Source organism: Sphingobacterium sp. GW821-FHT03E03 (assembly GCF_059420745.1).
Genome location: NZ_JBWKUH010000006.1, coordinates 153550 through 172475, shown reverse-complemented (window position 1 = coordinate 172475; position 18926 = coordinate 153550). Strand labels below are relative to the sequence as shown.

The following is an 18926-nucleotide window of genomic DNA, read 5'->3' as shown; positions in this document are numbered from 1 at the left end:
CAAAACGAGTTAAATTATGAAAACAGTATTTATTCTTTTATTGACCGGTCTAAGTTGCTTCCTGAATAGAAGTATAGCACAGGATAAACGGCCAAATATTGTCTTGATTCTGGTCGACGATTTGGGTTTTTCAGATATCGAGCCTTATGGTGGAACAGATTTCCATACACCAAATTTAACGGAATTGGCACAACAAGGCACGCGTTTTCAGGAGTTTTATAACAATTCAATCTGTGCCCCAACACGCGCAACATTGTTGACTGGGCAATATGCCCATCGTGCCGGTATGGGCTATTTTAACGTTAATCTCGGTTTGCCCGCCTATCAGGGATTTCTAAATCAAGAATCGCGGACATTGGCCGAAATACTGCGAGGAGCTGGTTATTCGACTATTATTTCCGGAAAATGGCATGTCGGCGACGATAATGATCAATGGCCTGCACAACGTGGGTTTGAGCGCTCCTTTAATTTTGTGGGTGGAGCCTCCAATTTTTATGAAATCAATGATCCCGAAAATCCCACCGTACCCTTGTATCGAAATAACAAAGCCTTCTATTTACCTAAAAATCGGTATCTAACAGACGAAATCACTGATCAGGCAATCGGTTTTCTACGCGAGCAAGCACAGGATAAAAAACCATTTTTCTTATATCTCGCCTTTAATGCACCACATTGGCCTTTGCAGGCTCCGGAAGAGGAAACCCAAAAATATAATGGTGTATACCAACAAGGTTGGGACAGCCTGCGTGTGAAACGCTACGAAAATGCACTTCAAAAAGGTGTTTTTCCTAAAGGTCAGACAATCGCTGCAAAGGACTCCAGTGTGCAGGAATGGAACAAGCTTACTTATGATGAACAACAATATTGGCAACGTCGGCAACAAGTGTTTGCCGCAATGATCGATCGTGTGGATCAAAGCATCGGAAAGGTTCGGCAGACATTAAAAGAACTAAAAAAAGATAAGAACACCATTATCATCTTTTTATCCGACAACGGCGCCCAAGGTGGTGAGCGTAATCGCATTTATACATCCCGAAATACCGAAACCGTTGGTTTGCCCGGCTCCTATGATGTACAAAATAGCAGTTGGTCTCAAACAGGCAATTCACCCTTGCGAAGCTATAAGGACAATCCTTACGAGGGCGGCATTGGTTCACCATTTATTGTCTGGTATCCCAAAGAAGTTAAAGCCAATGTTGTGAAGCGGGGAACAGGACATCTGATTGATATTGCGCCTACATTGTATGATTTTGCACAAGCGAAATATCCATCGAAAGAAGGAGACTTGACCACCAATCCACTACCAGGTATAAGTCTACGGCAACTACTGCGTACAGACAAAAACCAAGTTGACCGCCAAGCCCCCCTGTTTTGGGAACGGGCCGGAAACAAGGCTGTTCGATATGGTAAATGGAAACTTGTCTCCTTATTTAAGGAGGGAAATAAGCCGCAACTTTATAATATCGACGAAGACCGCGGGGAAAATAGAGATCTCGCCGATCAATACCCTGAGATCGTTAAAGACCTCGAGGCTCGTTATACAGTCTGGGCAAAAGAGAATGGTGTAGTAGATTATAGACTGCTGAAACCAACTGGTCAATTTCGCTAAGTTCAGAAAGTAACTAGTTGATGGACACATAATTTAAATAGATGAAACCATCATGATTTATTCAATCGCACTGGGAAATGAATAACCGAGCAAAGCGAGTTCATGAATACCGCTTAAAACATACACTCGATGAATAAATCCGATAGCTTCATCACGATTAAAAAACAAATTTATAAGCATGAAAAAGATAACATTATATATAGCCCTTATTTTGGGATGGGCAAGTACTGTTCTGGCACAAAGTAAAAAGCCAAATATTATCTTGATTCTCGCGGATGACCTTGGGTATTCAGATTTAGGTGCCTACGGCTCAGAGATTGAAACCCCCAATCTCGACCGTTTGGCGAATGAAGGGATACGCCTGAAACAGTTTTACAATAACTCCATATGTGCACCTACGCGTGCATCGCTGATTACGGGGCAGTATCAACACAAAGCAGGGGTGGGGTATTTTTCAAATGATTTGGGCCTACCGGCTTATCAGGGTTATATCAATGCGGAGTCGTTGACTATCGCTGAGGTCCTTCGCTCCAATGGCTACATCACAGCGACATCAGGCAAATGGCATGTATCTGGTAAAGGTAAGAGTCTACCTTGGGATCGCGGTTTCGACTTAGTTTTCCCGAGAGAGGAAAAGAATGCTGATTCGGGCGCTCCAACTTTCAATAAAACAACAGATTCCGCGGGTTATCCCTTGGAAAGTTCCTTTTCCACAGAGCTGATCAATCGGGCAGCTGAAGGCTTTTTGGATCAGATCAAAGGTCAAGATAAACCTTTCTTTTTGTACTTGGCACATACTGCCCCACACTGGCCTTTAGTTGCCCTGCCAAAGGATATTGCCAAGTACAAGGGACGCTATGATAAAGGATGGGAAAGTATCCGTCGTGAGCGTTTTGAGCGTCAGAAACAATTGGGTATTGTTGAAAATGGGAGTACGCTCTCTGTTGCTGATGGGGATATTTATGATTGGGAGCGTTTATCTTTTGATCAAAGACAGCTATGGGCCAAGAAAATGGAGGTATTCGCTGCGATGGTCGACCGTTTGGATCAAACTGTAGGCAAACTATTGCAAAAACTGAAAGACAACGGACAATTGGACAATACCTTAATAGTGTTTCTGTCTGATAATGGAGCACCTGCAGAGGATCTTGTTCGTTGGTTTCATGGTGCTCGATTAAATAGCGGTTCGGTTGGTACCGTGGGTTCATTCGAATCACAAAGTAAAAACTGGTCCTATGCATCAAATACACCATTCAAGGCCTTTAAAGATTATACCTATGAAGGTGGTATCAATGCGCCGTTTATAGCTTGGTTTCCGGGCAAGATCGCACAGGGTATTAAAAAGGGTACTGGACATATCATAGATTTGGCGCCGACCTTCTATGAATTGGCTGGAGCTGCGTATCCAAAAGAATATCAAGGACATCAGGCGAATAAGCTTCCAGGGAAAAGCCTAGTTCCCGTACTGTTACAGCAGGAGGATACGGTCAAACGGGAAGAAGGTCTGTTTTGGGAACGGGCAGGAAATCGTGCCGTACGGATCGGAAAGTGGAAATTGGTATCAACCTGGCCCTCCTATAAATGGGAATTATACGATCTGGAACAAGACCCTACAGAACGAAAAGATATAGCGAGCCAAAATCACGAAGTTGTATCACGTTTATCAACAGCTTATTTTCGCTGGGCAAGGGATAATGGGGTGGTGGATTTCGCCGAATTGGAGAGCAAGGAGCCTGTCAGTATGAAGGAGTTTAGAGCGAGTAAAACCCAAGAAATCGCTACACCAGCGTTTCGCTTTTAGGAGGGAGAAGCATTGATAAAATTGAGCTACTGATATATGCGAGGGGAATGTAAATTGATTCGAAGAAGTCTAGGCCAAACAAAAGAGCAGCAAATCCCTTGGATTTGCTGCTCTGCTATAATAATTGAACATACGATATTCAATTCTAATTTGGTTCAGTTTTACAAAATTGACTTTTGGAACAGTTGTATTCACTATTTGTTTTCTTCGACTTCAAATACTGTATCAATCTTCCAGGTAGTCTTATCTTTGGAAGCAGCAACAGCCAGGCGGTCGCAGCGTTCGTTCAAAGGATGACCAGCATGCCCCTTGACCCATACCAGTTTGACCTTGTGTAGTTTATAAACGTTCATTAAACGTATCCATAAGTCCTTATTCTTTTTACCAGCAAATCCTTTTTGGATCCATCCATAAACCCATTTTTTATCAATCGCATCAATGACATATTTGGAATCGGAATATACGGTAACTGTTTGGTTTAAATTTTTTAATGCTTCCAGCCCCACAATAACAGCCATCAACTCCATGCGGTTGTTTGTCGTTTTTCGATACCCTCCTGAAAATTCCTTTTCGATGAGTTTCCCTTTAAATGCTTCGTTGTCGCCTGTATAAATGGTCCTCAAAATGGTTCCATAACCACCCGGTCCCGGATTTCCGCTTGATGCCCCGTCTGTATATAATTCGATCATACCCTTCAAACTTAGATAAATTTGCGTTGAAATACAATTATAATTGCACCCCTTGCCTCTACAGCTTGGTACTCTGTCACTAATATTGGGGAGTTATACGGTTTAGCAAAGGCTTCTTCGCTGTAATTTATCGCTTACACAATAGGATTCTGACGATTTATATGTATTTTGCCGGCTTAAACTCGTTATGTAATTGATAATTTAGCTTTATGAAGTTTCAAAAGGTTTCTCTTTTTGTTCTTTTGGCGTCGACCTGTCTAAACGTCACCGCCCAGAACAATGTACCAGCACAAAAAATGGAATGGTTTGAGGATGCCAAACTGGGGATTTTTATTCATTGGGGTATTTACTCCGTTGATGGTATCTCAGAGTCGTGGTCATTCTTCAATAATTATATTAACCACGATAATTATATCAAGCAGCTTGATGGATTTACAGCCAAAAATTATAAGCCAAAGGAATGGGCTAAATTGATCAAACAAGCTGGGGCAAAGTATACGGTTATCACGACAAAACATCACGATGGGATTTCCTTATGGAATACCAAAGCGGATAAGGCTATTACAACAATGAAAGATGCTGCTGCAAAACAAGATGTTATTACACCATTTGTACAAGCTATACAGCAAGAGGGCCTGCATACAGGTTTATATTATTCATTGCCAGATTGGAGCCATCCCTATTATGATGTGTTTACTCGCGCAAGAAAGCGTTATGAACTGGCCAAAGAACCCAACCGTTGGAACCATTATGTAGAATATTATCAGAAACAACTCAGTGAGTTATCACAGCAATATAAACCCGAACTGATCTGGTTTGATGGGGACTGGGAACATAGTGCCGAGGAGTGGAAAGCAAAGGAAACTCTGGCGCTGTTGCGTAAACATAATCCGAATATCATTATTAATTCGCGGTTGAACCATCACGGTGATTACGAAACGCCTGAACAAGGTATTCCTGTAACCCGTCCGGAAACTAAGTTTTGGGAACTCTGCTACACCATGAACGACTCCTGGGGCTATCAACCATTTGACAAGAAATACAAATCACCCAACATGATTATCCGCACCTTGGTTGATTGTATCTCGATGGGCGGAAATCTGTTGTTGGATATCGGTCCAAAAGCCGATGGAAGCATTCCTGAAGAGCAAATGAATATTTTGAAGCAGCTGGGAAGATGGACAAATAAACACGCAACGGCTATTTATGGTACAAGAGCAGGTATTCCATTTGAGAATTATCAAGGAAAGTCCGCTTTGTCAAAAGATGGGAAAACACTTTATCTCTATGTATATGAGCAAAAACCGCAATTACAACTAAAGGGTTTGCTGAATACAGCTCTTCCAGAGCTTTCAGTTGTGGGGGATGCCGCCTCAAAGGTGACAGCAACTACTGCCGATGCAGCAATCCAATTGGATCTAACGAAAGTTAACTTCGATCAAGATGTTACCGTTTTGGCGTTGAAATTCAAGGATAAGGTTCAATGGCAGGCTCCACATGGAAAAGAGGTAAGCCTGGAAAATGTTTTAAACAACAAACATACTGGTACTGCGTTAAATCAAATTGCGTCAACACTGCATGTTGGAAAGAATATCTTCGATCATTCCGGTTTGACATTAGACGGTATGGAGACTAAGTTGGCTACGGGGCACCTGACAAATCCAATCGTGTTGGATTGGGTTAAAAAGCATGCTGAAGCACTTTACGAAACCGGAAAAGGCTTGCCAGAGGGACATTATGAAGGCTTAAGTGCACTTTCCAAGGATCGTCAGACCCTTTATCTTTTTGTGGAAGGAACTCCTACAGGACCTATTGCACTTAAAGGAATAAAGAATGGTATTGCACGTATTCGAGTCGTAGGTGAAGGTTCTATGATTAACCATGAGATTTTCAATAAGCTCTATTGGAGCAGTATTCCGGGGATAGTTTATATCCAGGTACCAAAAGAGCGTTTGGATAAAAATATGACAGTGATTGCGGTATTGTTGGATTCGCCTTTAGCATTGCACCGCGAAAAGGTAGGCGCAATTGAAAATAATCTGTAACTTCCTTTTATTAAATTATATCTAGCCCAAGATAATCCTATCTTGGGCTTTTTAGTTCTAGATGAATGGTAATATTTGATGCATATCTTATGGAGAGAAGCATTTTTTATACTAACTTAGGCAGATGAGTCTATCGTATATTTTTCTGTTGTCTTTGTCAACGGTTATGCTCTTAGTTTCCTGCAGTGCCGGAGATGGAAATAAAATGGAACGACAACGGGCGGATTCGCTTTGCAATGAAGTAATCAATGGAAAATTAAACCTGGAGAAATTGGCGGAATCCGATGAATTTATGTATTTCGATGAAAAATATTTTCATGAGCCTGCCGATTTGAAGACAATCACTGCTTTTGATAAGGTACAGATTCAGGTTGTAACTTATCGGATTTACAAACATGTCAAACTTGTGGATAACAGATACCAATTTGCTGTAAAACAAGCCAAGGATCTACATATACCCAACAAAGCATTTGTCTATTACCAGCGGTCTTTTGATGAAATGAACCGAAAGGCGGCCGCTAGCAAGGATTCGATTCGGTTGGAGCTTCCAGATGATTATGCTACTAGGTTGATAAAGGAATAAGACAGGTTGTTCATTTTCAAAAGAAAGTATGTCTGAATCTATCAAAATCGGGAGATTTTCTTATTTTTAAAGGACTAAAAAGCCAAATGGAAAAGAAAAATATCATTGTATTGACAGGAGCAGGTATTTCTGCCGAAAGTGGTATACCTACTTTTAGGGATGCGAATGGGCTATGGGAAGGGCATGACGTGATGGCTGTCGCCTCAATCGAAGGCTGGAACAAAAATCCAGTACTGGTGCAGGAATTCTACAACCTTAGACGGAAAGCAGCATTGGCCGGACAGCCAAATGCAGCACATCTGGCCTTACGTCAATTAGAGTCAGCTTACCAGGTTACGATCATTACACAAAATGTAGACCTATTGCATGAGCGGGCTGGTTCCACAAAGATTATCCATTTACATGGCCGTTTGGATCAATCCAAGTCATCCCTTGATGATCGGTTGGTTTATCCAATTGAGGGGGACGAGATAAAAATGGGCGAACTCTGCGAAAAAGGTAGTCAACTGCGACCAAATATTGTCTGGTTTGGTGAGGCTGTCCCAGAGATTGAACGGGCGATGTTGCACGTTGCTGAGGCAGACATCCTGATTATTATCGGAACTTCGTTACAAGTTTATCCTGCCGCGGGACTTCGAGAATTTGCACCGAGCCATTGCCGATCATTTTTAATAGACAAACAGATTCCGAATAGTACAGCATTGGGCCGTGTGCAATGTTTTGAACAGGCAGCGACGGTGGCAGTACCAAATTTAGTAACACAGCTACTTCAGGAAGCCTTGGATAAAGGCTAATATAACAATGAATTATAAACCCACCATGGTTGTGAGTTAAATGGAATAAATTTTTTAAGATGAAAAGAATAATAGGATTGTTCTGTGGTTCTGTTTTGGCGGTTGCCTGCCACAACAACTCGGAGGTAAAAGTAAACACAAGTACAAACAATGCGCCGATACAACTGGATAGCGCACAGGCAAAACATCTCCTTACATTGCCCTTGCACTGTATTGAAGTTGAATATCCCAACAAATTGGGACAGGTGCTTGGAAGTGATCAGGATTTGAAGGGACCACGGACTTTGCATCCCATTTTTTATGGCTGTTTTGACTGGCATTCATCTGTTCACGGCTATTGGTCCATCGTACGCATTTTGAAGCAATTTCCGGATTTGGATAAATCTGGAGCTATACGGAAGCAGCTTAATCACAATATCACAGCCGAAAATGCAGCAGTAGAACTAACTTTCTTCCAGGATAAAAATAATAAGAACTTTGAGCGGACCTACGGTTGGGCATGGCTCTTACAGTTGCAAAAAGAATTATTGACCTGGAAAGATCCGGATGCAGAACGTTGGGCAAAAATTCTGGATCCAATGGCAAAGCATGTTATGAAAGCTTATCAGGAATATTTACCGAAATTGGTCTATCCGATCCGGACAGGCTATCACGATAATTCAGCTTTTGGTCTTTCATTGGCATTGGACTATGCACGGGGGACAAACAATGCCGCCTTCGAAAAATCTTTGACGACAAACGCTGTGAGGCTATATGATCTTGATAAAAACTGTAATATCTCTTTTGAACCCAGTGGAAGCGATTTCCTTTCACCCTGTCTTGAGGAAGCGCACTGCATGAGTGTAGTTTTAGGCGAGGACCAATATCGAAAATGGTTGAAAGATTTTCTTCCCGAAATTTTTAATCCGGATTTTAATTTGGAACCTGGTATCGTAAAAGATCGTACGGATGGACATCTGGTTCATTTGGATGGCTTGAATTTTAGCCGGGCTACCTGTCTGAATGGTATCGCTAAGGCACTCCCTGAATTGAAGCATTTGCATGGTTTGGCCAATAAACATTTAAAATATTCATTACCTAATATCACTTCCAAAGATGATTATATGGGATCGCATTGGCTGGGTACTTTTGCCCTTTATGCGCTTTCTAAAAATTAATCGTCAAAAAAAATAATAGAAGCTGTACAATCGATCTTCGGACAACAGCCAGAAAATACAATCCTCCTATTTTTATTAATATTAGGATTGTATTTTACATGTTTTTCTCACCCCATTCATCCATGAGGACCAAGATTTTTTCCAGTGAGCGACCAAGATCGGTCAGTTCATATTCAACTTTAGGTGGTACCTGCTGATAGACAATTCGATTAATCAGCCCGTCCTGCTCCAGCTCTTTCAATTTAGCAATGAGCATGCGCTCTGAAATGCCAACCAACCTTTTTCGCAACTCACCATAACGTAGTCTTTCCTCATGGAGGAGATAAGACAGGATATTTATTTTCCATCTTCCACCAATAGTAGATAAGGTAAATGCAATACCACAATGATCTTTCCAATAAGTTTCATTGATTGTATTGGTGGAATTCTCTTTTCTGTTGTTCATACTTACTTTTTTGTTGGTATCATACAATTTGGTACGTACTGTTATTCATGCAATTTAATAAAGAAATTTGTAGCTCATCAAATAAAATATAAAAATGGAAACTATAAAATCTATTGTTCATTGGTTGAGTTATGCCTATTACCTATACGTATTTGGGTACGCTTCATTGTTTAAAGTCTTTCAGAAACAGTCCATGATGCAGAGCATGGATTCATTAGGCTTTAATAAAATATGGACGTTGGGCATTGGAATAGGAGAGCTGTTCGGTGTTATACTCCTGCTGATCGGTTTATACAAACCCGAGTTTAAGAATATCGGTGTCTTGCTTCTGTTTCCGTTTGCCGTAGGGGCGTTGACAGCACATATGGCTCATCAGGAATACCATCATTTCTATAATTCGCTAATCATGTGTGTGCTGAGTATTGTCATATTGGCGACGGACAAACAGTTTAAAATCACCGTCTAGTTTTTTTGTGTAGCACAAATCGAAATCAATTGAAATATATTCATGATTTGTGCTACTTTTTAATTGTTTTGATCAATACGATCTGAGTGTTTTATTTGGCTTTACTTATCCAATAGAATTCCTGATCGGTATATTCTTTACCATTCGATTAGACTTTACTGCTAAACTTCCTGCTATTTCTTGGTTAATTACACATAGCGCATTTTTTTTATGCTATGTTATGTTTCACTCTTGTTTTGGAAGTAACGGCTTTTTTAACATCAACATCATCTGTACACATGAGTACGATACTTTATGCATTTGCCATCAGGGCCATTACAATCAGTTTTTTCATACGGCATCTGGTCCTGACCATCGGATATCCTAAGTAGCCATCATTAATAAATAATAGCCTTTTTCTATACCCAGTTTCAAGAAAATGTCTGCACGGACTATTTATTTCGAGGTCCAATCTAAACAATATCAGTCGGGTGATGGTTTACTTACGGGATTTACTCATAAGCATCATATGATGCTTTAAATAGATTTGTTATAAAATATATGATAGAAAAGAACAATTCAAAAAAGATCAATGACCATTTGGCTAATGAACGTACATTCTTAGCTTGGATAACGACGAGTTTGGGGATTATGGGTTTTGGTTTCGTTGTCGTCAAATTTTCCTTATTTATACAACAGGTAACACTCATGCTCAGCTCAAAAAAAACGATGGATATTGAACATGAATATTCAGGAATTGTTGGTGTTTCAATTGTTATTATAGGTTCAATTACTGTCGTATTAGCTTATATAAAATATAGAAAAGTGACCAAACAGATAGAGGCGGAAAACTTTACCTATGGCTCGTATACGATTGCATTGATGTCTGCTTGTTTTCTGATTATCGGCCTTCTGCTCGGATGGCATTTGATCGTTAGCTTATAAAATCAATATCTGCCAAATGGATAATACGATTTACATCAGGCGTTGTTGACAAATAGACCATAAATCTCAAGAGTAGGAATACCATGACTGGCGTTACGGATATTAAATGAACAGTAATGAATTTTAAAAGAATGCCTAACAGGTGAAAATATCTATTTACTTTGTATGATGTAACAGAATAGATATGGTAAAAGTTCAATAGAGATAGTGAAATTGATAATGGTTTTGCTATTAACAACGAATAGCAAAAAATAAGATATCCTACAATCCTTCGTAAATAAAAAAAATACTTGTCAAATTTTCGGTTGTAGAAAGAATGTATTCGCTATAGATTTGTTCTATCATCATAAATAATCGCATTATGGAATTAAGTTTCGAACAAATGTATCAGGCTATCATTGATAAAGATATCAATTATGAGGGTATATTTTTTACTGCTGTAAAGACAACGGGAATTTTTTGTCGACCTTCCTGTACTGCAAGGAAACCCAAACCTGAGAACATCGAATTTTTCAAATCGACCAAAGAATGTATCCTGCGTGGATATCGTGCATGCAAGGTATGCCATCCACTTGAGATGTTAAGTGAAACACCCGCCTACATCAAACAGATTATAGCCGAACTATCAGCCGATCCGAGCATAAAGTTCAAGGACTACGATCTACGTCAACGCCACATCGAGCCGAACCAATTGCGACGCTGGTTTATGAAAAATCATGGCATAACCTTTCATGCCTATCAGCGGATGTTTAGAATAAATTCGGCATTTAAAAAAATCCAAAAGGGCGCTTCCGTGACAGATGTCGCTTTTAACTCCGGATTTGAGTCACTTAGTGGTTTTGGCGATTCCTTTAAGCATATTTTTGGAGTCTCTCCGAAGAATAGTAAAGCGCAAAGTATGATTGATTTAAAGCGAATTGAGACCCCGTTAGGCACTATGTATGCTTGCGCTGTACCACAAGGTGTATGTCTACTTGAGTTTACAGATCGAAAAATGCTCGAAACAGAGTTCAAAAATCTTGCGAAAGCACTCAATGGAACAATTGTCCAAGGCGATAATCCCCATTTTCCCTTGCTAGAAAGGGAGCTTCAAGCTTATTTCGAGGGTAGACTAAAAGAATTTACAGTGCCACTATTTACACCAGGTTCGGAATTTCAAAATTCTGTATGGCAGGCGTTGAGAGAAATTCCATACGGACAAACAAGATCTTATAAACAGCAGGCGCTTCATATCGGAAAACCAGAAGCGTTACGTGCTGTCGCCAATGCCAACGGAATGAATAGGATTTCCATTTTGGTACCCTGCCACAGAGTGATCGCTGCCGATGGAGGTCTAAGCGGTTACGGTGGTGGTATCTGGCGAAAAAAATGGTTGCTGGAGCTAGAAAAGCAATTGTGCTGATCGCACGAATTCCTGTATTTCCTAATTTATAAACATTAATTCTATTCCCATGAGTACGACTATTAATAAGTGGTATGCACTCCTTATTGTGCTTACAGCACCCTTATTGTATGTGATTGATATATTTATCATCAATATTGCCATACCAACAATCAAAAGTAGCCTGCACGCATCTGATGGTGAAATACAGCTTGTTATCGCATCCTATTTATTGGGTAGTGCATGTTTTTTGATCATTGGTGGGCGAGCGGGAGATTTTCTGGGCAAAAAGAAAGTTTTCTTTTGGGGGATGTTGGCCTTTACATTAACCTCCTGCATCTGTGGACTAAGTCAGACAGCAGCACAGCTAAATATTGCCCGGTTTTTTCAAGGTGTAAGTTCTGCTTTTATGGTTACCCAATCTATTTCTTTGATTCAATTGCTGTTCACAGATACAAAAGAGAGGGCAGTTGCCATTGGATGGTATGGTATAACTTTGAGTATTGCTGCGATTATTGGACAGGTATTGGGGGGGTATCTGGCCGAAATATATTTTTTCGTTGAAGGTTGGCGTTTAATATTTTTTATTAATCTTCCTGTTGGGATCCTTTCGCTTTTGGCTATCCATCGTTACTTGATCGAAACACCGAAAACTGCTCAGGGTAGATTTGATTATCTAGGCGCTTTTGTGCTAACAATCGGACTAGCCTGTCTGATCTATGCATTGACAGAGGGAAGGGAAAATAACTTTCCTTGGTGGTTTTATGTGTTGTTTATCCTGTCGCTGTTATTTTTGACCTTGTTTGTTTTTATTCAGCAAAAGAAACGATTAAATAAACAGTATCCGCTGATTGATATTTCACTGTTTAAAATAAAGGATTTTAGCATTGGCTTATTTGCTGTATTGTTTCACTTTATGCTCCATACCGCATATTTATTGATAATAGCTGTTTATTTACAAAGTGGATTGGGGGTAACGGCATTAACATGTGGGTTGTATTTTATCCCCCATGCGATTTTCTTTATGTTGTCTTCTCGAATTGCTTCCATGTTACTGCCGAAGTTTGGCAAGACGGTTCTACAATTGGGATTAGCGATCATATTGCTTTCGTTTTTAATGCAGATTTTCTTTTTTACAGAGCAAGACAAGCCGTTCCTATCAGTGTTTTTTTTAGCCCTCTATGGTCTTGGAAATGGCTTTGTATTACCTTTTCTCTTGAATGTCGTTTTAAACAATATCCATGAAAAAGATGCAGGTGCTGCTTCAGGAGTATTTTCAACATTTCAGCAAACAGCGTCGGCTTTGGGAATCAGCGTTATTGGAGGCGTTTTTTATACCGTATTGAACACAGGGGGCTATCTTGGGAACTATCTGTTTGCTTTACAGTCCGGACTCATGGTATGTATCCTCTTCTTAATAGTTGTTTGGGGAATGTTATGTCTATTGCCGAACGAGAAAAAGCTGTAATTATTTGGCAGTTGATCCACATATAGGGTAGTACAAATAAGTCGCATCTTTTGTCAAGCCAATTTTTATGTCTAATCGTAATGATTTAATCATCTTTTGAACATCAATCCTACTAATTGATGTTCAAAAGCAAGATTAGCTTTTCATATTCATTCTTTCTTCCTGAAGATCGAGTATGCGAAGGTGTTTTCTAATGATTTCTTCGTCTAATAAAAGCTCTTCACGATTCTTATTGATCAACCACATTCTTTGAGTTTCTAGGATGTCGATATAGATTTTTCTGTATTCAGCGTAGTTAATGATGATTTCCGAACTGGTCAATTGGTTTTCATATTTCTGCAACTGATCTTTCAATGTCGGAAAGCTGTCTACTTTGTCAGCGTAATCTTTACGAATTTTCTCTACAGCTACTTGGGCAAGTTTGTTTTGGATTTCGTAATCGATTTCCTTTTCTGTCCGCACAAAATCTCGATCTACTGGCGGGAATTTCTTTAATAAAAAGGGAAGCGTAAGCCCCTGTACAAGCAATGTTAATAGAATAGCGACAAATGTGATAAAAAGGATCAGATTTCTTTGTGGAAAAGGTGCCCCATTCTCTAAAGTTAAGGGAATTGAAAGTGCTGCAGCCAGGGAAACTACCCCCCGCATTCCGGTCCAGCCAATGATCATGGGTGTTTTCCAGCCTGGGGACTGTGCGTCTGCCACAGTGATGAAATTTCTCATCACTAAAGTGGTAATTACTGCCGCATAACCCGCCAGAATCCGCACAATAACCAGCACCGCTGTAACCGCAACTCCATAACCAATTGCGGTGTAAATATCAGTATCCCCTAAACCGTTCACAATTTCGGGCAAATCCAAGCCGATGAGCATAAAAACAATTCCGTTGAGCAAAAAGCAAAAACTTTCCCAGACTGTTACTGTGCGTATTCTGGATGCACTACTCAAAAAATCGTGACTGCGATAGGAGAGAAACAATCCACCGCTTACCACTGCTAGCACTCCGGAGGCATGAAGCTCCTCTGCCGCCAGATACATGGAGAATGGCGCAATGAAAGTCAGCAATATATCTGTATTTGGATCCGTTGGTAGGATTTTGTGCATTTTCAAGAAAATATATGCAAGTGTAATTCCGATACCTACACCACCGACGCACATCCAGACAAAGCTTCCTGCTGCCTCATACCATACAAATTGGCCTGTTGCAGCGGCAATCATCGCAAAACGGAAAATGATCAGCGAAGAAGCGTCATTCAGCAAACTTTCGCCTTCAAGAATTGATGCCAGTCTTTTCGGTACTTTTACAAATTTTAAAATTGCACCTGCGCTTACCGCGTCAGGAGGAGAAACTATTCCGCCCAATAAAAATCCCAAGGCTAAAGAGAATCCTGGGATAAAATAGTTCGCGAAAACCGCAACCGATAATGCAGTGAAAAAGACAACGACGAAAGCAAAGCTGAAGATAATCCTGCGCCATCGCCAGAGTTCCTTCCAGGAAGTTGACCAAGCGGCTTCATACAATAATGGTGGTAAAAAAATAATAAATATTAATTCAGGCTCCACTTTTATCGGTGGTACCCCTGGAATAAAACTTATTAAAAGTCCTGCCAATACAAGCAAAACAGGATATGCAACCTGAATTTTTTTTGCCAGCATAATGAGCATGGTAATCAACAGGACCAGAAAGAGATAGAATGCGAAATTTTCTAACATGTATTCGTTTTAGATACATAAATATATATTAAAATTTTAAAAACATGTATAGCCCGTTTAAAATTTAAATTGAGCTAAAAGCTGCACAACTTTGCTCAGCATGATGCTCAGAAAAATATGTTAGAAACCTTTGGCATTGAGAACAACTTTGAATTAATAGGACACAGAAATTTGATAAAAGAACAAAACCTGTAGGTATTCTCCAAGGCATACCATCTCGAAAAGCATAAATCATCCTTCCATTCAGTAATAAAGAGTCAAGCCCAATGAGATGACTCTTTATTACGTTGGTGTAAAAATGAAGCTGATCTTTCAGAAAACACTAAAATGTTGGTGGTGTAGTATTTAGATCAGAATTCAAGAAGTCATCAATCATCGGAACTAACCAATCTATGCGGTACATCATACCGATATGTGTTGTTCCGGGTAGAATGGCCAGACGAGATTTAGGTAATCCATGTATATCACCCATTTTCCCACCGCCCAAGGCGCGAAATAATGTTAATGCATGTTCATATTGTATGCCATCGGCATCACCAATAACCATAAAAAGGGGGGCTTTTATTTTTTTCGCGTCTTTGGACCAGTCGTAAGGTTCCAGGTCGATGCTGATCACTTTCTTTACAAATTCGGGAAAATGTTTTGGATCGTTGCCAAGACTGTCGTATTGTTTCTCGATGGGCGAACCTTTAAATATATCCGCTGTTATCGATCGATAAGAGGCTTCTACATCAGGCCACCATCCATCATGTGCATAACTGCCAGACAGTACGATTAACCTCCGCACCTGTTCGGGATGCCGTATGGCCAGCTGAAAAGCTACGCCGCCACCCATGCTGTAGCCCAATATGTCGGTACTATCTATTTGAAGATGTCTCAATAATCCAGATACATCATCGGCCATACCCTCATAACTGATTTTTCGAGCAATATCTCTGGTACGTCCGTGCCCCTGCATTTCCGCGACAATTACTTTTCGCCCCTTAAACATTGGGATGGCCTGAGACCAGTTCAATGGAATCGTCATATAGGATCCGTGGAGTAATACAAGAGGCTTACCTTCACCATAAACTTCATAATACATTTTTAATCCATTGACATCAGCATAACCGGTTTCTGATGGTTTGTTAACAATCGATGTATTCGCTGGAGAGCCCGTTCGATCGTTTTTCTGTTGTTGACAGGATATAAATAACGCAAAAACTAGTGTTATTATTAGCCCTAATGTCATTTTTGTTTTCATATTTATTTGATTGTTAAAATATTATAAACAAATTTATTCTTTTTCAATATTGAGTTTAGGTTGAATATCCGACAATTTAAAGGGGGAAAAACGACAAAACGATAGGGGATAATTATTTTAACTATTTTAGTGGGAGAAAAGCGGAACATCGAACGTTCCAGTATGCTTACAGACTCTTAGGATAATCGGTCAATCATGGGAAATACCGTTGCGGAAATGTTAGAAATGTATGGGCTTAGTACAGCTGAGAGCTTGATCGATAACTTGGGCACTACTTGGAGTGAAAATGAAATAAGGGAATATTGTTGGCAGGTACTAAGAACTTTTCCTGATCTAAAAAAGGAAAACTGGTCAACAGGAATAGAAGGTGGAGATTATATCTATAGTTTATCCGGTCATTATATATTTATTACAGATGATATCTGGAGCTTTAACCTGATTGCTCAGAGACTAGTATTGGAGTTGTTGGTCGCAGAAATGATTGGGTTAAATAAAACAAAGCATGATGATATTTAATATTGGCGGATGGGGTCACGGATCCTTGTCTTATCGTTCGATTCTGAACATACAGTGTCCGATTATGATCAATATCTGACCGTCAATATGTCGTAGTGTGTTGTTTAACAGTAGTATACTGTTTTGGCAAGTGAGTTGATAAAGAAGTTAATCGAGAAAATTGCGTAAAAGATGAAGCGGAAATCATCAGCTTTTTTGCAACAAAAACCGAAAAAAGCGATATGAATTATATTATTCGGAATCTAAAACTTAACATCTTATGAAGATCATAAAATCTTTACCTATTGCCCTAATTTTCGGCCTAACGGTCTCAACAGCTTGTGCGCAAACCGAAAGTCAGCTCCAAAAAGAAATTTCCGGTGTTGAATCAGGGTTGATACCACCTGTCCGTTTTGAGGGGGAGCAGTCTTGGGATATTGCCTCACGTATGAAGTTTTATAATATTCCCGGTGTGAGTATTGCTGTTATCAGAGATTCAAAAGTTATCTGGAGTAAAACCTACGGTGTTGTAGATCTCGAATCCAAGGCTCCAGTGACCGCCAAGACATTGTTTCAGGTTGCTTCTATGAGCAAGCCGGTCAGTGCTTACGCTGCGCTAAAGGAGGTAGAGCTTGGCAAATTAGCTATAGATAAGGATGTGAATTCATTTCTAACTTCGTGGAAAGTTCCGGATAATGAATGGACAAAAACGAAAAAAGTCACCCTTAAGAATATCGTCAGCCATACTGCTGGTTTTACAGTAAGTGGATTTCCGGGATATAAAGTAACAGATCCGATTCCCGGGGCAGTAGCCGTATTGAATGGAGGGAAACCCGCCAACACTCCTGCGGTCTTTGTAGATAAGCTTCCAGGGGCAAATTTTCGCTATTCAGGAGGAGGATATACTGTGATGCAACAGATGCTTATGGATATCGAAGGGAAAGATTACACGAGCATTATGAATGAGAAAGTACTGCTACCATTGGGGATGAAGAATAGCACATTCGCACAACCACTTCCAACTGGACAAGCAGCGTTTGCAGCCACAGCCTACTCTGCAAATGGAAAGCCTGTTGAAGGGAGATACCATGTTTATCCAGAGCAGGCTGCAGCAGGATTGTGGTCTACAGCCGAGGATTATGCAAAGTTTGTTATCGATATTCAACATACATTGGCTGGCAAAAGCAATACAGTTATTTCCAAAAAGACAGCAGAAGAATTTACCAGCCCTTTCATTGAATCCTTTATCGGTCTAGGGCTATTTATTGAAAACTATGCTGGAGCGGTGTACTTCTGTCATGGTGGTTGGAATGAAGGTTTTAGTTCCTATTTTATTGGAAGCAAGACTAGTGGAGACGGGGTTGTCGTATTGACAAATACCAACAAACCTCTATTTATTAACGAACTCGTTCGCGCTGTCGCTTTAACCTATAAGTGGCCCAACTACATTGCTCCAGCTAATAAAATTTTACCGGCAACCTCACAAGAGCTCAGTTCCTATATCGGACGTTATTGTGCTGATAAATATGGATTAATCAAAGTCTATAAAGAAAATAATAAACTGATGGCTATACAAAATCTGGACCCGCCTGTCGAACTGATTAAAGTGGGGGTAGACACATTCGCGATGCATGACTGGGATTTTAAAATGGCTTTTGTAAAAGATAAAGCTACAGGTAAGGGGGAGCTTGTTCAGGTTTTGCGTGATAAAACAATCCATGCCAGAAATCCAAAGCTTAACGAAGGCGATGTCATTCCGTTGGAGCTGATTTTAGGAGGTCATTTTGAACAGGGCGTAAAAGCCTATCAACGTGCAAAAGAAGAGGATAGCGAACATAGACTGCTTTCAGAAGAGTTTCTGAATGGTACAGGTTATGAGCTCCTTTCTCAAAAGAAATTGACCCAAGCGATCGATATTTTCAGAGTCAATACGATTTTATACCCCAAGAGCGAAAATGTATATGATAGCCTGGCCGAAGCTTATCTGAAAGCGGGCCAAAAAGACAAAGCAAAGCAGAACTACAAAAAGTTGATGGAAATCAATCCTAAAAACGAAAAAGTAAGTAAGATATTAGAAACCCTATAATAAAAGTGTAATGAGGTAATTTTTTGT

16 protein-coding genes are annotated in these 18926 nt (G+C 40.1%); 12 read left to right on the top strand and 4 right to left on the bottom strand.

Annotation, left to right across the window (positions count from 1 at the left end):
- Positions 1–16: 16 nt before the first annotated feature.
- On the top strand, positions 17–1609 hold the full coding sequence (locus AC07UV_RS09985) for an arylsulfatase (RefSeq protein WP_495183593.1): 1593 nt from the start codon (positions 17–19) through the stop codon (positions 1607–1609).
- A gap of 178 nt (positions 1610–1787) precedes the next feature.
- Entirely contained in the window at positions 1788–3410 is a 1623-nt protein-coding gene (locus tag AC07UV_RS09980; protein ID WP_495183592.1) for an arylsulfatase, read from the top strand.
- Positions 3411–3604: 194 nt separating this feature from the next.
- Here AC07UV_RS09980 and rnhA read toward each other — a convergent pair whose 3' ends face one another.
- The gene (gene rnhA, locus AC07UV_RS09975) at positions 3605–4099 is read right to left on the bottom strand and encodes a ribonuclease HI (RefSeq protein ID WP_282254197.1); all 495 of its coding nucleotides are present in this window, start codon (positions 4097–4099) and stop codon (positions 3605–3607) included.
- Between the two features lie 209 nt (positions 4100–4308).
- On the opposite strand from rnhA, the gene AC07UV_RS09970 reads away from it, so the two are divergent.
- The 4 genes from AC07UV_RS09970 to AC07UV_RS09955 all read left to right on the top strand — a co-directional run bounded on the left by AC07UV_RS09970 (position 4309) and on the right by AC07UV_RS09955 (position 8678).
- A complete protein-coding gene (locus tag AC07UV_RS09970; protein ID WP_495183591.1) occupies positions 4309–6144 on the top strand; it encodes an alpha-L-fucosidase in 1836 nt (611 codons plus the stop codon).
- A 124-nt stretch (positions 6145–6268) separates the two neighbouring features.
- Positions 6269–6727 carry a hypothetical protein gene (locus tag AC07UV_RS09965; RefSeq protein ID WP_495183590.1) on the top strand — a complete coding sequence of 153 codons (459 nt, stop codon included), beginning with the start codon at positions 6269–6271 and terminating at the stop codon, positions 6725–6727.
- Positions 6728–6813: 86 nt separating this feature from the next.
- The gene (locus AC07UV_RS09960) at positions 6814–7521 is read left to right on the top strand and encodes a Sir2 family NAD-dependent protein deacetylase (protein ID WP_495183589.1); all 708 of its coding nucleotides are present in this window, start codon (positions 6814–6816) and stop codon (positions 7519–7521) included.
- Positions 7522–7580: 59 nt separating this feature from the next.
- Positions 7581–8678 (top strand): DUF2891 domain-containing protein, encoded by a 1098-nt coding sequence (locus tag AC07UV_RS09955; protein WP_495183588.1) that lies wholly within the window; start codon positions 7581–7583, stop codon positions 8676–8678.
- 94 nt (positions 8679–8772) lie between these two features.
- On the opposite strand, the gene AC07UV_RS09950 is transcribed toward AC07UV_RS09955, so the two are convergent.
- Positions 8773–9123: a winged helix-turn-helix transcriptional regulator gene (locus AC07UV_RS09950; protein ID WP_282254202.1), complete on the bottom strand. Its 351-nt coding sequence runs from the start codon at positions 9121–9123 to the stop codon at positions 8773–8775.
- A gap of 94 nt (positions 9124–9217) precedes the next feature.
- Here AC07UV_RS09950 and AC07UV_RS09945 point away from each other — a divergent pair, with 94 nt between their 5' ends.
- The 4 genes from AC07UV_RS09945 (at position 9218) to AC07UV_RS09930 (ending at position 13362) form a co-directional block, all read left to right on the top strand.
- Positions 9218–9589 (top strand): DoxX family protein, encoded by a 372-nt coding sequence (locus tag AC07UV_RS09945; RefSeq protein WP_282254203.1) that lies wholly within the window; start codon positions 9218–9220, stop codon positions 9587–9589.
- Positions 9590–10129: 540 nt separating this feature from the next.
- On the top strand, positions 10130–10513 hold the full coding sequence (locus tag AC07UV_RS09940; RefSeq protein ID WP_495183587.1) for a YidH family protein: 384 nt from the start codon (positions 10130–10132) through the stop codon (positions 10511–10513).
- A gap of 361 nt (positions 10514–10874) precedes the next feature.
- A complete protein-coding gene (locus AC07UV_RS09935) occupies positions 10875–11915 on the top strand; it encodes a bifunctional transcriptional activator/DNA repair enzyme AdaA (protein ID WP_282254205.1) in 1041 nt (346 codons plus the stop codon).
- Positions 11916–11964: 49 nt separating this feature from the next.
- A complete protein-coding gene (locus tag AC07UV_RS09930; RefSeq protein WP_495183586.1) occupies positions 11965–13362 on the top strand; it encodes an MFS transporter in 1398 nt (465 codons plus the stop codon).
- A gap of 135 nt (positions 13363–13497) precedes the next feature.
- On the opposite strand, the gene AC07UV_RS09925 is transcribed toward AC07UV_RS09930, so the two are convergent.
- Positions 13498–15075 (bottom strand): Na+/H+ antiporter, encoded by a 1578-nt coding sequence (locus AC07UV_RS09925; RefSeq protein WP_282254207.1) that lies wholly within the window; start codon positions 15073–15075, stop codon positions 13498–13500.
- A gap of 322 nt (positions 15076–15397) precedes the next feature.
- A complete protein-coding gene (locus AC07UV_RS09920) occupies positions 15398–16318 on the bottom strand; it encodes an alpha/beta fold hydrolase (protein ID WP_495183585.1) in 921 nt (306 codons plus the stop codon).
- A 195-nt stretch (positions 16319–16513) separates the two neighbouring features.
- Here AC07UV_RS09920 and AC07UV_RS09915 point away from each other — a divergent pair, with 195 nt between their 5' ends.
- Positions 16514–16834 carry a hypothetical protein gene (locus AC07UV_RS09915; protein WP_495183584.1) on the top strand — a complete coding sequence of 107 codons (321 nt, stop codon included), beginning with the start codon at positions 16514–16516 and terminating at the stop codon, positions 16832–16834.
- Between the two features lie 259 nt (positions 16835–17093).
- Entirely contained in the window at positions 17094–18899 is a 1806-nt protein-coding gene (locus AC07UV_RS09910) for a serine hydrolase (RefSeq protein ID WP_495183583.1), read from the top strand.
- Positions 18900–18926: the final 27 nt, after the last annotated feature.

Bases quoted from the DNA above. Each gene is read 5' to 3' on its own strand.
- AC07UV_RS09985 (WP_495183593.1), top strand. From the start codon at position 17: ATGAAAACAGTATTTATTCTTTTATTGACCGGTCTAAGTTGCTTCCTG.
- AC07UV_RS09980 (WP_495183592.1), top strand. From the start codon at position 1,788: ATGAAAAAGATAACATTATATATAGCCCTTATTTTGGGATGGGCAAGT.
- rnhA (WP_282254197.1), bottom strand. From the start codon at position 4,099: ATGATCGAATTATATACAGACGGGGCATCAAGCGGAAATCCGGGACCG.
- AC07UV_RS09970 (WP_495183591.1), top strand. From the start codon at position 4,309: ATGAAGTTTCAAAAGGTTTCTCTTTTTGTTCTTTTGGCGTCGACCTGT.
- AC07UV_RS09965 (WP_495183590.1), top strand. From the start codon at position 6,269: ATGAGTCTATCGTATATTTTTCTGTTGTCTTTGTCAACGGTTATGCTC.
- AC07UV_RS09960 (WP_495183589.1), top strand. From the start codon at position 6,814: ATGGAAAAGAAAAATATCATTGTATTGACAGGAGCAGGTATTTCTGCC.
- AC07UV_RS09955 (WP_495183588.1), top strand. From the start codon at position 7,581: ATGAAAAGAATAATAGGATTGTTCTGTGGTTCTGTTTTGGCGGTTGCC.
- AC07UV_RS09950 (WP_282254202.1), bottom strand. From the start codon at position 9,123: ATGAACAACAGAAAAGAGAATTCCACCAATACAATCAATGAAACTTAT.
- AC07UV_RS09945 (WP_282254203.1), top strand. From the start codon at position 9,218: ATGGAAACTATAAAATCTATTGTTCATTGGTTGAGTTATGCCTATTAC.
- AC07UV_RS09940 (WP_495183587.1), top strand. From the start codon at position 10,130: ATGATAGAAAAGAACAATTCAAAAAAGATCAATGACCATTTGGCTAAT.
- AC07UV_RS09935 (WP_282254205.1), top strand. From the start codon at position 10,875: ATGGAATTAAGTTTCGAACAAATGTATCAGGCTATCATTGATAAAGAT.
- AC07UV_RS09930 (WP_495183586.1), top strand. From the start codon at position 11,965: ATGAGTACGACTATTAATAAGTGGTATGCACTCCTTATTGTGCTTACA.
- AC07UV_RS09925 (WP_282254207.1), bottom strand. From the start codon at position 15,075: ATGTTAGAAAATTTCGCATTCTATCTCTTTCTGGTCCTGTTGATTACC.
- AC07UV_RS09920 (WP_495183585.1), bottom strand. From the start codon at position 16,318: ATGAAAACAAAAATGACATTAGGGCTAATAATAACACTAGTTTTTGCG.
- AC07UV_RS09915 (WP_495183584.1), top strand. From the start codon at position 16,514: ATGGGAAATACCGTTGCGGAAATGTTAGAAATGTATGGGCTTAGTACA.
- AC07UV_RS09910 (WP_495183583.1), top strand. From the start codon at position 17,094: ATGAAGATCATAAAATCTTTACCTATTGCCCTAATTTTCGGCCTAACG.